This is a genomic window from Cupriavidus sp. OV096 (genome assembly GCF_900115455.1).
Classification (GTDB): Bacteria; Pseudomonadota; Gammaproteobacteria; order Burkholderiales; family Burkholderiaceae; genus Cupriavidus.
The window spans coordinates 20,434-36,336 of sequence record NZ_FOWM01000002.1 but is presented as its reverse complement, the minus strand read 5'-3'; the positions used below and the strand labels follow the sequence as shown (position 1 = coordinate 36,336).

General features: G+C 66.8%; 14 protein-coding genes. 3 read left to right on the top strand and 11 right to left on the bottom strand.

Translation table 11 applies throughout. From position 1 onward, the window contains the following. Positions 1-8 precede the first annotated feature (8 nt). The 5 genes from BM115_RS04170 to BM115_RS04150 all read right to left on the bottom strand — a co-directional run bounded on the left by BM115_RS04170 (position 9) and on the right by BM115_RS04150 (position 6,621). Entirely contained in the window at positions 9-1,778 is a 1,770-nt protein-coding gene (locus BM115_RS04170) for a diguanylate cyclase (RefSeq protein ID WP_092290970.1), read from the bottom strand. 121 nt (positions 1,779-1,899) lie between these two features. Then, a complete protein-coding gene (locus BM115_RS04165) occupies positions 1,900-3,093 on the bottom strand; it encodes an MFS transporter (protein ID WP_092290968.1) in 1,194 nt (397 codons plus the stop codon). Between the two features lie 80 nt (positions 3,094-3,173). Further along, positions 3,174-4,346 carry a DNA polymerase IV gene (dinB, locus tag BM115_RS04160; RefSeq protein WP_092290966.1) on the bottom strand — a complete coding sequence of 391 codons (1,173 nt, stop codon included), beginning with the start codon at positions 4,344-4,346 and terminating at the stop codon, positions 3,174-3,176. A 121-nt stretch (positions 4,347-4,467) separates the two neighbouring features. After that, complete coding sequence (gene rarD / locus BM115_RS04155; RefSeq protein ID WP_092290963.1) at positions 4,468-5,370, bottom strand: EamA family transporter RarD; 903 nt, start codon at positions 5,368-5,370, stop codon at positions 4,468-4,470. A 111-nt stretch (positions 5,371-5,481) separates the two neighbouring features. After that, positions 5,482-6,621: a TRAP transporter substrate-binding protein gene (locus BM115_RS04150; RefSeq protein WP_092290961.1), complete on the bottom strand. Its 1,140-nt coding sequence runs from the start codon at positions 6,619-6,621 to the stop codon at positions 5,482-5,484. 304 nt (positions 6,622-6,925) lie between these two features. Here BM115_RS04150 and BM115_RS04145 point away from each other — a divergent pair, with 304 nt between their 5' ends. Then, complete coding sequence (locus tag BM115_RS04145) at positions 6,926-8,665, top strand: carbohydrate porin (RefSeq protein WP_092290959.1); 1,740 nt, start codon at positions 6,926-6,928, stop codon at positions 8,663-8,665. 54 nt (positions 8,666-8,719) lie between these two features. Here the strand turns inward: BM115_RS04145 and BM115_RS04140 are convergent, their stop codons facing one another. Beyond that, a complete protein-coding gene (locus BM115_RS04140; RefSeq protein WP_092290957.1) occupies positions 8,720-9,691 on the bottom strand; it encodes a DUF2272 domain-containing protein in 972 nt (323 codons plus the stop codon). A gap of 241 nt (positions 9,692-9,932) precedes the next feature. Further along, on the bottom strand, positions 9,933-10,211 hold the full coding sequence (locus BM115_RS04135) for an HU family DNA-binding protein (RefSeq protein WP_092290955.1): 279 nt from the start codon (positions 10,209-10,211) through the stop codon (positions 9,933-9,935). 820 nt (positions 10,212-11,031) lie between these two features. Here BM115_RS04135 and BM115_RS04130 point away from each other — a divergent pair. Next, positions 11,032-11,529, top strand: coding sequence for an SET domain-containing protein (locus BM115_RS04130; protein WP_092290953.1), 498 nt, complete (start codon positions 11,032-11,034; stop codon positions 11,527-11,529). Positions 11,530-11,543: 14 nt separating this feature from the next. Here the strand turns inward: BM115_RS04130 and BM115_RS04125 are convergent, their stop codons facing one another. The 4 genes from BM115_RS04125 to phhA form a co-directional block, all read right to left on the bottom strand. Beyond that, positions 11,544-13,244 carry a sensor histidine kinase gene (locus BM115_RS04125; RefSeq protein ID WP_092290950.1) on the bottom strand — a complete coding sequence of 567 codons (1,701 nt, stop codon included), beginning with the start codon at positions 13,242-13,244 and terminating at the stop codon, positions 11,544-11,546. After that, on the bottom strand, positions 13,183-13,887 hold the full coding sequence (locus BM115_RS04120) for a response regulator transcription factor (RefSeq protein WP_092290948.1): 705 nt from the start codon (positions 13,885-13,887) through the stop codon (positions 13,183-13,185). Before BM115_RS04120 ends, BM115_RS04125 begins: the two co-directional genes overlap by 62 nt. A 110-nt stretch (positions 13,888-13,997) precedes the next feature. Then, the gene (locus BM115_RS04115; protein ID WP_255370721.1) at positions 13,998-14,321 is read right to left on the bottom strand and encodes a 4a-hydroxytetrahydrobiopterin dehydratase; all 324 of its coding nucleotides are present in this window, start codon (positions 14,319-14,321) and stop codon (positions 13,998-14,000) included. Between the two features lie 23 nt (positions 14,322-14,344). After that, a complete protein-coding gene (gene phhA, locus BM115_RS04110) occupies positions 14,345-15,268 on the bottom strand; it encodes a phenylalanine 4-monooxygenase (RefSeq protein ID WP_092290944.1) in 924 nt (307 codons plus the stop codon). Positions 15,269-15,409: 141 nt separating this feature from the next. Here phhA and BM115_RS04105 point away from each other — a divergent pair, with 141 nt between their 5' ends. Continuing rightward, complete coding sequence (locus BM115_RS04105; protein ID WP_092292059.1) at positions 15,410-15,889, top strand: Lrp/AsnC family transcriptional regulator; 480 nt, start codon at positions 15,410-15,412, stop codon at positions 15,887-15,889. The last annotated feature ends 14 nt before the right edge of the window (positions 15,890-15,903 follow it).

Genomic DNA, 15,903 nt, shown 5'->3' with positions numbered 1-15,903 from the left:
CCTGCACCTCACCCCGCAACCGGCGGTGCCTCTGCATTGCCGGCCCGCGCATCCTCCGCGCAAACCCGGTTTCGCCCCATTGCCTTGGCGGCATAAAGACGGCGGTCGGCCGTCGCCAACATGGCATCGAGTGTCTGGCCCCCGTCGCTCCCGGCTTCGGCCACGCCTATCGACACCGTGAAGCGGATGCGCGCCCCGGGGTCGCCCTGCGTCGCTGACGTGGGCGCGTCCGGGGCGGGCTCCACCGGCATCGCGGCCAGCGCCACGCGCAGCCGTTCGGCACTGACCGTGGCCTCGGCCAGCGTGGCGCCGGGCATCAACACGGCGAATTCCTCACCGCCCAGGCGGGCCGGCGTATCCACCGCACGCATATTTTCCCGCAACGCCGTGGCCAGCCGCTGGAGCACGTGGTCGCCGCTGGCATGGCCCCATCGATCATTCACCTTCTTGAAATAGTCGATGTCGAGCATCAGCATCGACAGCGCGCTGCCGTCGCGCGCGCGCCGCGCCGCCGCCTGCGCGAACTGGTCGCCGAAATGACGCCGGTTGGCGAGGTCCGTCAGCGGATCGCGCTCGGCCAGTTTCTGGAGCTTGTCGCCCAGCGCGAGGTAGTAGCTGAACAGCAGCGATACCAGCCGCACCGAGACCCACATCAGCAGCGGCAGCGCGATCCAGATCGGCAGCAGCGGCTTGCTGATGCGCGAGAAAACCTCGCCGTAGAGTTGGGCGGTCGAGACCGCCTCCAGCAGCATCCACTGCCCGGTGCCCAGCCGCTGGTAGAACAGGTAGCCGCCATCGCCCTTGCGCATGCCGGGGCCGTCGGTGGCGAACAGCGTCTGCGGTCCCACGTCGCGCCAGGTGTCGCCCAGCACGTCGGGCCAGCGCAGGTCCGTGCTCAGATGGTCATGGTAGGCCGCGATCAGTCGGCCGGCGCTGTCCATCAGGTAGCGGTTCAGGGCCGGGGAGTCGTCGCTCGGTGCGCCGAGCAGCGCCTGGATATGCTTCAACGAGACATCCACCGCCACCACGCCGCGAAAGCGCGACTCCACATAGATCGGCACGCTCAGCGTGGTGCGCAGCTCGGTGCTTTCGAACTGGCGATAGGGCGGCGCCCAGCGCAGGTCCTGGCCCGGATTGCGGTCGGGCAGGAGATCGCGGTAGTAGGGCATGCTCGCAAAGCGCTGCAGCAACGCGGGTGCCTTGTCGGCCGGCACCGGGGGATAGGTCACGAAGAAGCCGTTACTCGAGATGAACGTGACCGAATTGCGGATCTCGTCCACGCCCATGGTCAGCCCCAGCACATGGCTGAGCTGGCGCGCGGCGAAGAGGTCGGCGCGCAGGTCGCCCACGTGGCGCTCGAAGCCGGGCAGGCCGGCCAGGGCCTGCGGTGACACGCCGATCACGGGCGCATCGCCGAGCGGGACTTCCATCTGCCAGATCGGCTCGTCGCGCGCGGCGAAGGCCCGATCGAGGACGGGGTCCGAGACGCCACGGGCTTGCACGGCCTCCATCCGCATCAGCTGCCGCGCGTAGTCGCGCACGAACGACAGCCGGAAGCGCTCCGACGACACGGCGGCCTCCAGCCCCATCGCGCGCAGCGCGAGATTGTGCTGATGGCTGGCAATCACGCGCTCGCGCAGCGTGTAGAGGTCTCGCAGGCCAACGGCGAGCGTCAGCGCCAGCACGAGGCTGAAACACCAGATCACGACTCGCTGCGGGCGCATGACCGCCGCGCGCGGTAACCATCGCGGTTGCGGCACCAGTTTGCGCCATGGCATCGGGGGCCTCCGGGCAAGTCCCGCCTGAGCGGGCACTGCAACGAAACTGTGACGATGAAGGACAACGCTCGGCCAGTGTAGTGCAGCAAACGGGACTTCGGGAGGGGGTGGCGCCCCGAGCTTAGTGCCGGTCGGTCCGGAAGTAGAGCAGGGCGAGCGCCGGCAGCGCGAAGCCGATCCAGCTCGCCAGCGGCCAGCCGCCGCGCGCGAAGGCCCAGGCGCCCAGCCACGAGCCGGTGGCGCCGCCGACGAAGAAGATCGCCATGTACAGGCCGTTCAGCCGGCTGCGGTGCTCGGCCGAGAGCGTGAAAATGGCGCGCTGGCCGACCACAAGGTTCGCCGATACGCCGAAGTCGAGCAGGATGGCCGCCACGGTCAGCGCCAGGAGCGAGGTCATCGACCCCTCCACGCCCACCCGGCTCAACAGGAACGACCCGGCGCCGATGGCCAGCGCGATGGCGGTCATCTGGCGGCTGTGGCCCCGGTCCGCGTAGCGGCCGGCCATCGGCGCGGCGATGGCGCCGGCCACGCCGACCAGCGCGAACACGGCGATGCCGGTCTGCGACATGTGGAACGCAGGCCCGGCCAGATAGAGCGGGATGGTGGTCCAGAACAGGCTGAACACGCCGAACATGCTGGCCTGGTACAGCGCGCGCCGGCGCAGCACGGGCTGGGTACGGAGCAGGTGCGCCATCGACGCCAGCATCTGGCCGTAGGTCAGGCCCCGCGCGGGCTGGCGGCGCGGCAGCTTGCGCGCCAGCACCAGCGCCAGCAGCACCATGGCTACGGCCGAGACCGCGAAGATGGTGTGCCAGCCGCCCGTCAGGCCGGCCATCAGGCTCGACACCGGCCGCGCCAGCATGATCCCCATCAGCAGCCCGCTGGTGACGTTGCCGACCACGCGGCCCCGGATATGGTCCGGGGCGAGGTGCGCCGCGAACGGCACCAGCACCTGCACCGCCACCGAGCATAGGCCGATGGCGCAGCCCGCGATCAGGAACACGCTGGCGTGAGTGGCCAGGGCCGCCGCCATGAGCGCCACGGCACAGCCGCCAATCAGCGTCAGGACCAGCTTGCGGTTCTCGACCAGATCCCCGAGCGGCACCAGCAGCACCAGCCCCGCGCAGTAGCCCATCTGGATCAGCGTGACGATCAGCCCGGCAATCTCGGGCGAGAGTTGCAGCGACCGGGCGATCGGGCCGACCAGCGGCTGGGCGTAATAGAGATTGGCGACGATCATGCCGCAGGCCGTGGCCAGCAGCGGCGTGATCCAGGTGGCGGGCTCAGCGGCGCGCTCTGTGGCGGTGGTGGTCATGGGGACGGCCTTGGTGCTCGAAGCCGCCGATTCTAGCGGGAGATAGATAGATGCGTCGGAGGGGTCATTCCGGTGCCGCGTCAGGCATCCGGCCGCTCATCCTCGAAGCGGAACTCCTCCTGCACGGGCGCCGGGTCGTCGCCCTGTTCGTCCGCCGGGATCAGGGCGCTCACGCGCACGCCGAGCAGCCGGATGCGCCGCTCGAGCGGTATCCGCTTCAGGCATTCCGTGGCGCTGCGCCGGATCGCCGCGCCATCGGCGGTATGGGCCGGCATGGTCAGGTCGCGCGTGACCGTGCGGAAATCGTCAAAGCGCAGCTTGATGCCCACCGTGCGGCCCACGTAGCCCTTGCGGCGCAGGTCCTCGCCCACGCGCATGCAGAGCTTGGTGAACGATTCCGATAGGAGCGGGCGGTCCACGCGCGGGTGCAGGTCGCGCTCAAAGGTGGTTTCGCGGCTCATCGACTTGGGCTCGGAACTGACCACCACCGGGCGGTCATCACGCCCATGCGCCACCTCGATCAGCCAGCTCGCGTAGTTGCGGCCGAAATGGGTCTGGAGCACGCCCTGGTCGGCCTCGGCCAGGTCGCCCACGGTGTCGATGCCGATGCCGGCCAGCTTCTCGGCCGCCTTCGGCCCGATGCCGTTGACCTTGCGCGCCGCGAGCGGCCAGATACGGCGGGGGATGTCGGCGGGGGTGAGCAGGGTCAGGCCATCCGGCTTGTCGAGTTCGGACCCGATCTTCGCCAGCAGCTTGTTGGGCGCCACGCAGATCGAGCAGGTCAGGCCAGTGGCCTCGCTCACGGCCGCCTTGATGCGCGCGGCTACCTCGGCCGGCTCGCCGGGCACCTCGGTCAGATCGATATAGATCTCGTCGATGCCCCGGTCTTCCACCTGCTCGGTGAAGGTGCGCACGGCGGCCTTGAACAGGCCCGAGTAGCGGCGATAGGCGTCGAAATCGGTCGGCAGCAGGATGGCGTCCGGCGCCAGCTTGGCCGCCTTCATCATGCCCATCGCCGAGAACACGCCCAGCGCGCGGGCTTCGTAAGTGGAAGTGGTGACGACGCCACGTCCGACGTAGTCGCGCAGGCGGGCATAGCGGCGCGAGCCATCGGGCAGCGTCTCCGGGATGGCATTGCGGCCGCCGCCGATGACAACGGCCTGGCCGCGCAGGTCGGGATAACGGAGCAGTTCGACGGACGCATAGAAGGCGTCCATGTCGAGGTGGGCGATACGCCGGACGGGGGTGGACATGGCGAAGGGGGCGTGCGCGTCGTCGGTACTGTATAAACGTACAGTATAGTGCGTCGGCCCTCGCATGCCGAGCCGGTGTTAATCCATCATTCCCGGGATGAATCGATTAATCGATCCAAACTTATGCTTCATTTGTCGCGCTGATAGACTTAACGGAATTGCGGCGGGAAACCCACACCCCTTCCATCGCGTAGATCAGCAGCGACACCCAGATCAGTGCATAGCCGAGTTGCTTCTGGGCCGGGAACGGCTCGTGCCACAGCCAGATGCCGAGCAGCAGCTGGAGCGTCGGGCCGGTGTACTGGAGCAGGCCGAGCAGCGAAAGCGGAATCCGGCGCGCGCCGGCGGCGAAGAACAGCAGCGGCACCGCCGTGACCGGGCCGGCCAGCAGCAGCAAGATCTGCGTACCCGGTGCTGCGCTCCGGAAGGTGTCCTGGCCGGTGAAGACGAGCACGCCCAGCGCGGTGGCCGCAATCGGAAACAGCAGCAGCGTCTCCAGCGACAGCCCCTCCAGCGCGCCCAGCGCCCCGGTCTTGCGCAGCAGCCCGTAGCCGCCGAACGACGCCGCCAGCGCGAGCGCGATCCACGGCAGTTGCCCGGCGCTGATGGTCAGCCAGAGCACGCCCCCCGCCGCGACGGCGATGGACAGCCACTGCCCCGGCCGCAGCCGCTCGTGCAGGAACAGCACACCCAGCAGCACGCTGAACAGCGGATTGATGAAGTAGCCCAGGCTCGCATCGACCACCCGGTCGGCCGACACCGCCCAGATATAGAGGAACCAGTTGGCGCAGAGCAGGGCGGCGCTCGCCGCGAAGCCGAGGATCAGGCGAGGATTTCCCGCCACCTCGCGCAGCCAGCCGAAATGCCGCCGCCAGAGCAGGATCGCGCCCAAAAAGACCAGCGACCACACCATCCGGTGCAGCAGGATCTCGAGCGGCGCCACGCCGTGGAGGGATTTGATATAGAGGGGCAGCAGGCCCCAGATGACGTACGCGAGCAGCGCGTAGAAGATGCCGAGTTGCATGGGAGTATCCGGTAGGTGCGCGGATTCTACCGGTACGCCGTCATCGGCGTTGGAACTCGCCTCCCCCTGGCGGGAGAGGCGACAACATCACATCCAAATCACATCGATGTCTTACAGCTTGCGCGCGAAGCTGAACTGCGCGAAGCCCTGCTCGGCCACGTTGAACCAGGCGGCCTCGTTGTTGCGGAACACGCGCCAGTCGTCATAGATCTTCTTGAACGACGGGTTCTTGGCGGTTTCCTCGGCGTACGCGTCCTGCGTGGCCTTGAAGCATGCCTCCATGATCTCCTTCGAGAACGGGCGCAGCTTCACGCCATTCTCCAGCAGACGGGCCAGCGCCTGCGGGTTCACGGCGTCGTACTTGGCCATCATGTTGGTGTGGGCCTCGATGGTGGCCGTTTCCAGCGCGCGCTTGTACTGCGCCGGCAGCTTCTCGAACTCCGGTGCGGAGGCGTAGAACGACAGCTGGGCGCTCCCTTCCCACCAGCCCGGGTAGTAGTAGTACGGCGCCACCTTGTAGAAGCCGAGCTTCTCGTCGTCATACGGGCCGACCCACTCGGCCGCATCGATGGTGCCCTTTTCCAGCGCCGGGTAGATATCGCCACCGGCAATCTGCTGCGGCACCACGCCCAGGCGCTGCAGCACCACGCCGGCAAACCCGGCGATGCGGTACTTCAGGCCCTGCAGGTCCGCCACGGTCTTGATTTCCTTGCGGAACCAGCCGCCCATCTGGGCATTGGTGTTGCCGCCCATGAAGTTGACGACGTTATATTCCTTGAAGAACTCGCGCATCAGCTTCATGCCGTTGCCCTGCATCATCCACGCGGTCTGCTGGCGCGCGGTCAGGCCGAACGGGACGGTGGTGTCGAAGCACAGCGTCGGATTCTTGCCGAAGTAGTAGTAGCCGGCCGTGTGGCCGATCTGCACGGTCTGGTTCTGCACGGCGTCCAGCACCTGCAGGCCCGGCACCACTTCACCGGCGGCGAACACCTTGATGTTGAACTTGCCGTCGGTCAGCTCCTTCACGCGCTGGGACAGTAGCTCGGCGGCGCCGTAGATGGTGTCCAGCGACTTCGGGAAGCTCGATGCCAGGCGCCATTCCACCGCCGGGTTGCTGCCGATCACGGCCGGCGCGCCCGGTGCGCTCGCCGACGCCGCGGGCGCGGCGGGTTTGTCTTCCTTGCCGCACGCGGCCAGGGCCCCGGTAGCGGCCACAGCCGATGCTTTCAACAGGAAGGAACGACGTTCCATGACATCTCCTCTTATAGATATATGTGCGCTGGCTGCCCCACCCATAGGACAAGTCCAAAACAGCCGGTCGATTATAGCGGTGGCGTTTTGCGCACGACCACACTCCCGACTGCGGGTTTTCGCTAGGGATTCGCACTTCTGCAACGGTTTACGGGGAGACTGGCAAGGTGGCGCGAGGTGATCTTTTCGCAATGTGAGATGCCGCACGGTTTGATGGATTTTGTAACCCGTCTTGCGGTCAAAAAGTTCGCCTGTTAAAAAACGGAGCCCCCATCCGGCGCGCCGCGCGCCGTCACTGTTTCCCATGCTGCTGCCAGTACCCCGATTCGCTCGCCTGCGTTCCCGCCGTCTCACGTTTGCCGTCATGGCTGCTTGGGGCATGGTCGCCTGCGCGCAAACGGGCAGTCAGGTGGCGACACCGCCACAAATTTCGGCCAGCACTGTGCCACCGACGGCCATGGCGTCGACTTCGGCCCCAGCGAGCGTACCTACCGCTGCGCCGGTGGCGGCTGCCGCGCCGGCGACGGACCCGCTGTACGACCTGATCCAGCCGACCGTCGTCCCGGGTACGAGCAAGCCTGCTGCCGATGCGGCTGTGGCAATTACGGCGAAAGCGGCGAATGCGGCACCATCCGAAACCATGGCAACCGTCGCGGCGGAGAACCCCGTGGACCCCGACTTCGTCGGTCCGCCCGAGTCGGCCGCAGCCCCGCCGCCTCCGCCACCGCCATTGGTCCTCTTCCCGCAGCGGCTGGGTGAATTCCCCGCGCAGCCGGCTCAGCCCGTCCAGCCGGCACGCGCCAGTGCCGCTGATGGCACAAACGGCGGTGATCAAGTCGACAGCGCTGAAGCGGGTACGGTCTCGGATGCACCTCCGGTGCTCCGCTCGCAGTTGCCGGCCGAGGATCTCGCTGGCGATACGGTATGGCGCATGGGTTACAGCGGCCGTGCAGCGGTCGAGGACCGCGCCAGCACGCAGCGCGCCTGCCCGGGCGGTGGTACGCCGTCGGTCGGGCTCGGTGGCGGGCTGGCCTGCACCAGCACTGGCGAGGTCAAGATCCGCGAATCGCTGGCCGACATCGGCGGCGGCACCCAGGTCCAGCTCGTGGCCCAGGCCCGGGGTACCAACGCCACCTCGGTCAACGGCAACGCCGCCGCCGTGGACCCCTACGCACTGGTGCCGCAGTTCTATACCTCTGTCACCGGGCTCTCGGGTGTATCCGTGCTCGATGGCGCCAGCGTCTGGGCCGGCCGCCGCGAGAGCAATCCGTTCCTGATGTCGTCCGGCCTGCTGCCGCCCAACTCGCCCTCGATGCGATTCGGGGTGGATAACGCCAAACTGGGCGATTTCGGACTCAGTTATCAATACACCGCACGTAACGATCTGAACGGCGCCCATCTGCCCAGCTATCACAGCCTGCGCAGCGCCCCGATCGACACCAATGACAAGGGCAACGTCCAGTTGGGTTTCACGCGCGTGGAGCCGCTCTCGGCCATGGAAGACACCGGCAGCGCCTGGTGGGCCTCCGCCATGCACGAGCAGAAGAACGTGCTGATGGGCACCAACCGGCTGGGCGTGCAGTACGGGCAGGGGTCGCGCGCGGCCATGACCGGCTACACGGGCATGGGCGCTTCGCTGTCACGCGTGCGCGTGGCGGAATCGATGGAGTGGAAGGGCCGCTCGGGCATCGGCGGCTCGGTGGAATCGAGCCTGCAGCTGGACCGCTCGCCGGTCGGCACGCTGCAATGGGCGGCCACGCGCTTCCGTCCGGCCTATGTGGCCAACGACCAGTTCCGGCTCAACTTCGAAGTCGCGCACGACCAGATCTCGTCCGGGTTTGGCGTGGGTGGCCAGCGCACCGCGCTGACCGTGGCGCCGACCTTCACGCTCGGCAAGTCCACCGGCAACGCCAACCTACGCGCGTTCTACACCTACAGCCGCGCCAGCGACGTCGACGGCATCACCTTCGCCACGCCCGCCGAAGCCTGGGCGACCCAGACCAGCGGCTCGATCTTCGGCGTGCAGCTCAACCGCCGCTGGTAATCATTCTTCGGATAGATGATCGAGCGGAAATTTCAGCCCACTCGATTCGTCCCGTCACTGCAAATCGTTCCGCATCACCAGTAGCCACGGCATGTGCGAGTTGGTGAAGGCGTCGAGCTGGCCGGCATCGTTGAGGTCGATCTCGCTCATGGTCACCGACTGCTGCACATTGCCGCCGATGGCCCGCACCACGCGCGCAGCGGGGTCCACGGCTACGACGATGTCGCAGTGCATCGGCGTGGTGCCGAAGCCGATCTCCGACAGGTTCTCGAGGTACTTGTCACGTCCGCGCGGCGCGCAGATGACATCGCCAGGGCGCGGCAGCGCCGGCATCGGCTCGATATGGAAGGCGGGACGCGGCAGCTTGCCATCCCGGGCATCGACCACATACATCGCATGGGACTGACCGGTCAGGAACTGGTCGTTGTTGAGCCCAGCCTTGCGCATCACCCACGAAATGAACACGGCCGACCACGCCCACGCGCCTTGCGTCACCTGGCGGCAATCCGGCGCCTCGCCCACGATGCCCCAGTAGCGCTGGGCCATCCGGCAGCCTTGCGCGGTGGCTTCCATGCCCGTGCCATCGGGAAAACGTATGCAATCCGTTGCATTCCCGTTCTCGTCCGATTCATCGTCCGCCGACTGGGCGCCTTGCGGGGCGAGGGGGGCGAACGATTCGACTGCCACCGGGGCGGGCAGGGGACTGTGCGTCACACAGGCGCCATCGTCGCGGCCGATGCGCATGGTCTGGCTGCCCCACTTGCGCCACTCCTGCATGGCGATCTCGACAATGCGCTCACGCGGCGTGGCGCCGGGCGTGGTGGCCACGCGCTCCAGGTCGGGCAAGGGCACGGCCTGCGGACGTGCCGTGCGCGGCGGCGCGGCGGTGCAACCACATAGCACGGCGAGTGCTACCAGACTCAGAAAACGCCGAGTCAGTGCCTGTGGAGAAAGCTGTGGAGCCTTGTGTGGAAAGCGCTGTGTATAACGCTGTGGAAATCTGGGTGCGAGCGGGCTGGACGGCATGGCGAGGCCACGGATGGCGACGCCCGAGAATCCTAGTGCTGGCCACGTCCGGACGCCATTTTGAAGAGGATTGCGGCCGCCGTCTGACGGCACGGTGCAGCTGTGCGGTTTGCCGCGCACGGCGGCGGGAAACCTGTTGTGGATAACGTCCCCCGCCTGGCGCGCACCTGCGCCGGAGACGGCATCCGGTGGCGGCACGGCGGGGTCTTGCAAACCGGGCTGATTCATCGGCCCGCAAGCATCACTGGTTGACGGCGTCCTTGAACTTCTGGCCCGCCTTGAACTTCACGGTCTTGGCGGCTTCCACCTTGATTTCCTCGCCGGTACGCGGGTTGCGCGCCATGCGCTCGCCACGCTCGCCCTGGCTGAAGGTGCCAAAGCCGATCAGGCTCAGGGTATCGCCCTTGGCCACGGCGTCCATGATCGCGGTGAGCGTCACGTTGAGTGCCTGTTCCGCCTTGGCCTTGGTCAGACCGTCCACGCCAGCTGCAATCGCGTCGATCAGTTCGGTTTTCGTCATGCTTCACTCCGTCTCGAGTTGAAAAAACACTGACGTCCTGGCCGCGCCGGCTCCGCTGGAACCCGCACCGGCAAAGACGCCGCGGGCCACATCATACCGTGTCGGGGAAGGCGCACCGGGAACAGATTGTTACGCCAGCCATTGCCAGGCCTTGGCAGCAGGGGGGCTGAGGGCGATTGGGAAGCGGTATACGCGTCACGCGGAAGGGGCCTGGAAGCGCTGAGAGCCCTTCAGAGGCGTATACGCGGCTGACAGAGGGTTGGGGACGTATACGCGGCCAAAAGCGCCTGAGGGGCTTCTGGCGTGCCCGCGTGCCGGTATACGCGAAAAACGGGACCTGCTCAATTTTTCATCGACGTCCAAAACGGCCTTCCTCCCAAAGTCGGAGGGGTTCGGACGTATACCTCGCTGCGCTGCCGGCTCTCGTGCTTTCGGTTTACATCTTTCTTTTATGTATACGAATAGTAGTAGTCAATAGAGGGCGACCGTTTCTGTGGATAACCACGTATACGTCAATCGGATCAGATGTTTACGTATACCGAAAGCACAGGGAGCGGTTGTTGGCCGGCGTGGATGACTCAGCCGTCTGGAGGAGGATGGGAGGTATACCTCGTCGACTTGTTCCTGCGCCATCCCCATGTCACCCCCTTGCCGCCCACACCAAACCCGCGCGCTTATCCACAGATTTTGGCCGGTTTATCCACATGCATGACGGTATACAGGAGGCGAAAAGGGGTGTCGCGCCGACATGGTTGGCAGGTATCATCCGGGGCGCGCCGGAGTGGACCGGCAGTCATCGGTTTGACGGGGAAACAGCGACATGTCGGAACAAGGCAAGGCAAAGAAGGCGGGCAAGAAGAAGAGCGCCAGCGACCGCATCGAGGTGCGCCAGTCAGGCGTGCACGGCAAGGGCGTATACGCGATCGGCAATATCGCCGAGGGCGAGCGCGTGATCGAATACAAGGGCGAGCACATCTCGTGGAAAGAAGCGCTCAAGCGCCATCCGCATGATCCGGCCGACCCGAACCACACCTTCTACTTCAGCCTGGACGACGGCGACGTGATCGACGCCAAGTTCGGCGGCAACCGCGCGCGCTGGATCAACCATGCCTGCGAGCCGAACTGCGAGGCACGTGAGAAGAAGGGGCGCGTGTTCATCCACGCGCTGCGCGACATCGCCCAGGGCGAAGAGCTGTTCTATGACTATGGTTTGGTAATAGACGCGCGCTATACCAAGAAGCTGAAGAAGGAATACGAGTGCCGCTGCGGCAGCCCGAACTGCCGGGGCACGATGCTGGCCCCGAAGGAACGGAAGTAAGCAGTCGGAAGAAGTCAGCCGGCAGCCGTGCCGGGCGCCTCGCAGGGGATGCGGATCACGAACCGCATCGACGCGCGCCGGGGTGCCGGGTCGCGCTGCTCCCCATGGTCGCCGTGATCCCCGTGGCCAGCCACCACGGCTGACAGCGCGGACGGCGCCGGCACAGGCGCCGGGGAGGGCGCGGGCACGTCCTCGATACGGATGGTGCCCTGGTGCAGCGAGACGATTTCATGCACGATGGCCAGCCCCAGGCCGGCGCCGCTCGGCGCGGCCTGCTGCACCGCCTGGGCGCCGGGTGTGTGATCGCCCCGGAAGAAGCGCTTGAAGACTTCCTCGCGCCGCGCTGGCGCAATGCCCGGGCCGTTGTCTTCCACCATCACCACGGCCATGCCGCGATGGCCCATGGTCTCGCCACCCGCGCGCACCGTGATGCGCCCGCCGGCCGGCACGTATTTCACGGCATTGTCGATCAGGTTCGAGAGCGCCTCGCGCATCAGCAGCCGGTTGCCGCGCACCGTGGCCGGCGCGCTGCCGGTGAAGGTGGGGCCAGGCAGGATCTCGAAACCCAGGTCCACGCGGCGGGCCAGCGCCTGCGGCACCCATTCCGCGCCAATCTCGAAAGCCAGTTCGGCCAGGTCGAAATGTTCCACCGGCCCCAGCCGCTCCAGCGACAGCCCCGGCTCGGCCCGCGCCAGCGACAGCAGCTGGTTCGACAGCCGCACCGCGCGGTCGGCAGCGGTCTGCACCTCGCGCAGCGCGTGGCGGGCCACATCGGGGGAATCGGCATCGAGCGCGCGGTCCGCATGGAGCTTCACGGCGGTCAGCGGCGTGCGTAGCTGGTGCGCGGCATCGGCGATGAACTTGCGCTGGGCGTCCAGCGCATCGCGCAGGCGCGCCAGCAGCGCGTTCAGGCCGCGGATCAACGGTTCGACTTCGGCCGGCACCTGGGTTTCGTCCAGCGCGGCCAGCGAGCGGGCGGTCTGGCGGTTCAGCTTGTCGGTCAGGATCTGGAGCGGCACCAGTTCCTCCTTGAGCACGTGCGACAGGATCAGGCTGCCCACCAGCAGCAGCAGGATCAGCGGCACCGACACCGACAGCAGGATCTCGTTCGCCGCCGTCTCGCGGCGGTCTAGCAGTTCAGCGACTTCCACGACGATCGGCCCGCGCGACAGCGTGCCCTCGCCACTCGTGCCGAATTCGTCCGAGGCGGGGCTCGGCAGCGTCACCGGCAGCCGCACGGCGCGTACCTGGCGACCGCTGAACCACGCGTAGAACAGCCGTGCGTCGTGGAGCGTGGTCTGGCCCGTGCCGTAGCCGAGCCAGGTGTCCATGCCGCCGATCAGCCCGTCCGGGCCGTGGATACGCCAGTAGATGCGGTCGGAGCCTTCGGCCTCGACCAGCGTCTGGGCAATCATCGGAATATCTTGATCGAGGCGCGGCCCGGCGATGCGGATCTGCTGGGCGATGTTGTTCGCCACGCCATACAGCGCGCGGTCGAAGACCTGGGTGGTGTAGTGCGCCGCGAGCCAGTAGGAGAGCGAGCCGCTGACCAGCACCAGCGCGAACAGCGGCGTGGCCAGCGCGCGCAGCAGGTGGACACGCAGGCTCGGGTTCGAAGCGCGGACCAGCCGCGAACGCGAGGGGGAGGGAGAGTCAGTGTCCGCCACGAATCTGGAGCAGGTAGCCGAAGCCCCGCACGGTGACGATCTCGACATCCGCTTCCTCGAGCTTCTTGCGCACGCGGTGCACGTAGACCTCGATGGCGGTGTCGCCGACGGTATCGCCGCCCTCGCCAGCCGGATGGGCGAAGGTGGCCAGGTGGTCCTGCATCTGCGCCTTGCTCACCACGCGGCCCTGGCGCTGGAGCAGCAGTTCCAGCACGGCGAACTCGCGCGGCGACAGCTCCAGCGGCTTGCCGTCGACGAACATGCGGCGGTCGTTGCCGGACAGGCGCAGGCGGCCCAGGCGCACGTCGCGCTCGGGCGCGGCCTCGCCATGCTGGCTGCGGCGCAGCAGCACGCGCACGCGCGCTTCCAGCTCGGGCAGCGCGAAGGGCTTGACGAGGTAGTCGTCGGCGCCGGCGTTGAGGCCGGAGAGCTTGTCTTCGAGTTCGTCGCGGGCGGTCAGGATGATGACCGGCGTGGTGCGGTTGCGGGCGCGGTAGCGGGCCAGCAGCGTCATGCCGTCGATGCCGGGCAGGCCCAGGTCGAGGATGACGAGGTCGTGCTGCTCGCGCAGCAGGTGATCCGTGGCATACACGCCGTCATGGACCACGCGTACCTGATGGCCGGCACGGGTCAGGCCCGCCTCCACGCCACTGGCGATTTGACGGTCGTCCTCGATCAGCAGGATACGCATGGCAGGGGGCTCGGCGGCGTTGTGGGGCAATGCCGCCGATTGTACAGGGCAGCCTTGCGCGCTGCCTTTCAGTTGCCCTTCAGCTGGCGACAGTTATCTATAGCGCGACTTCAACGCGCCGGCGGGCCGCTGAAAGCCTGCTCGATGAAACGCGCCAGGTCGATATCGCGCTGGGTCAGGCCGTTGGCGTCGTGGGTGGACAGGGTGATGTCCACGCGGTTGTAGACGTTGAACCATTCGGGATGGTGATCGACCTTGTCGGCATGCAGCGCCACGCGCGTCATGAAGCCGAACGCCGCGTTGAAATCGGCGAACTTGAAGGATTTGTGAATGGCGTCGCGGTCCTGGACCGGGGTCCAGCCGGGTAGCCCGGCCAGCAGGCTGGCGCGGGCGTCTTGCGAAAGAGGGGTCATGATGGCCTCGGTGTTATGAATGTTCTGCGGCTCGGCTGTCGTCGTCAGATGTCGTTGCTGTCGGCCCAGCCCTCGCGGGTGCCGATGTTCAGCACACGGTCGCCCTCGGCGACATCGCCGGCGCCCAGCGTCGGCAGCGCGCGCAGTTGCGGGTACAGGTCCGAGAAGTCCGGCCGCGTGGCGTCGAACAGCTGTTCGAAGCTGTCGATCACGAAGTAGGTCTTCTGGAAGGTGTCGATCCGGTACCGCGTGCGCATGATGCGGTGCAGGTCGAAGCCGATCCGGTTCGGGCTGTCCGAATCCAGACTGTAGATCGATTCGCCCTGGCTGGACAGGATGCCCGCGCCAAAGATGCGCAGCCCGGCCGGGGTCTGGATCAGGCCGAATTCCACGGTGTACCAGTACAGGCGCGCGAGCATGTCCAGCGCGCCGAGCTTGGCCGCCTTCAAGCCACCCTTGCCGTACGCCTCCATATAGTCGGCGAAGATCGGGTTGATCAGCAGCGGCACATGGCCGAACACGTCGTGGAAGCAGTCCGGCTCCTGGAGGTAGTCCAGCTGCTCGGGCTTGCGCATCCACCAGCTCGCCGGGAAGCGGCGGTTGGCCAGGTGCTCGAAGAACACCTCGTCCGGCACCAGGCCCGGCACGGCCACCACCTGCCAGCCCGTGGCGCGCATCAGCGTCTCGTTGAGCTGGTCGAACTCGGGCACGCGGTCGCGCTCCATGCCCAGCGTGCCCAGCCCTTGCAGGAACTCGTCGCAGACCCGGCCTTGCAGCATCGAGGCCTGGCGGTCGTAGAGCTTGCGCCAGATGGCGTGGTCGGTGCTGGTGTAGCGGTGCACCGGCTGGGCGATGGTGAAGTCGGGACGCAGTTCCTCGCCGGACAGCAGGCCGGCTTCGAATTGTTCCCTGAGCTTGGCGGTCATCGTGCCGGCAAAGTCGGCCGTGGTGTCCGGGGTGGCGTTCATCTGTGTGTCTCCAGCGATGCGGAATTTATGCACAGTGTAGGCGTGTGGACGTGCATTCAGGCCGCATAAACGGCTTGGTTTCGTCGGCGCATGCAGGTAACCTGCATCTTTCAGATCCTGGATGCGGATTTTCTGCGTGCCATGAACACTGCCAGCCTCGACCCCTACGACCTCGCCCTGCTGACTGCCCTGCAGGCCGACGGCCGCTCTACCCACCAGCAACTGGCCGAACGGGTGCACCTCTCGCCCAGCCAGGTCGGCCGCCGGCTGGCCAAGCTCGAGGCCGATGGCGTGATTACCGGCTACCGTGTGAATCTTTCGCCACAAGCGCTGGGTCTGGGCGTGCTGGTATTTATTAGTGTGAAACTGGCCCACCACGGCGACACCATCATCGAACGCTTCCGGGAGGAAATCCTGCTGCTGGAAGAGGTGCAGGAGTGCTACTCGGTCGCCGGCGAGGCCGATTACCTTGTCCGCGTGGTGGTGCCGGACCTGCCAACGCTGGCCGAATTCACCATGAAGCGCCTGATGCGCGTGCCCGGCGTGGAGAGCGTGCGGTCCAACATCGTGCTGACCGCCCTGAAGCGCGAAGGACCGCTGCCGCTGTCACATTTGCGCTGAATCAGCCATACACA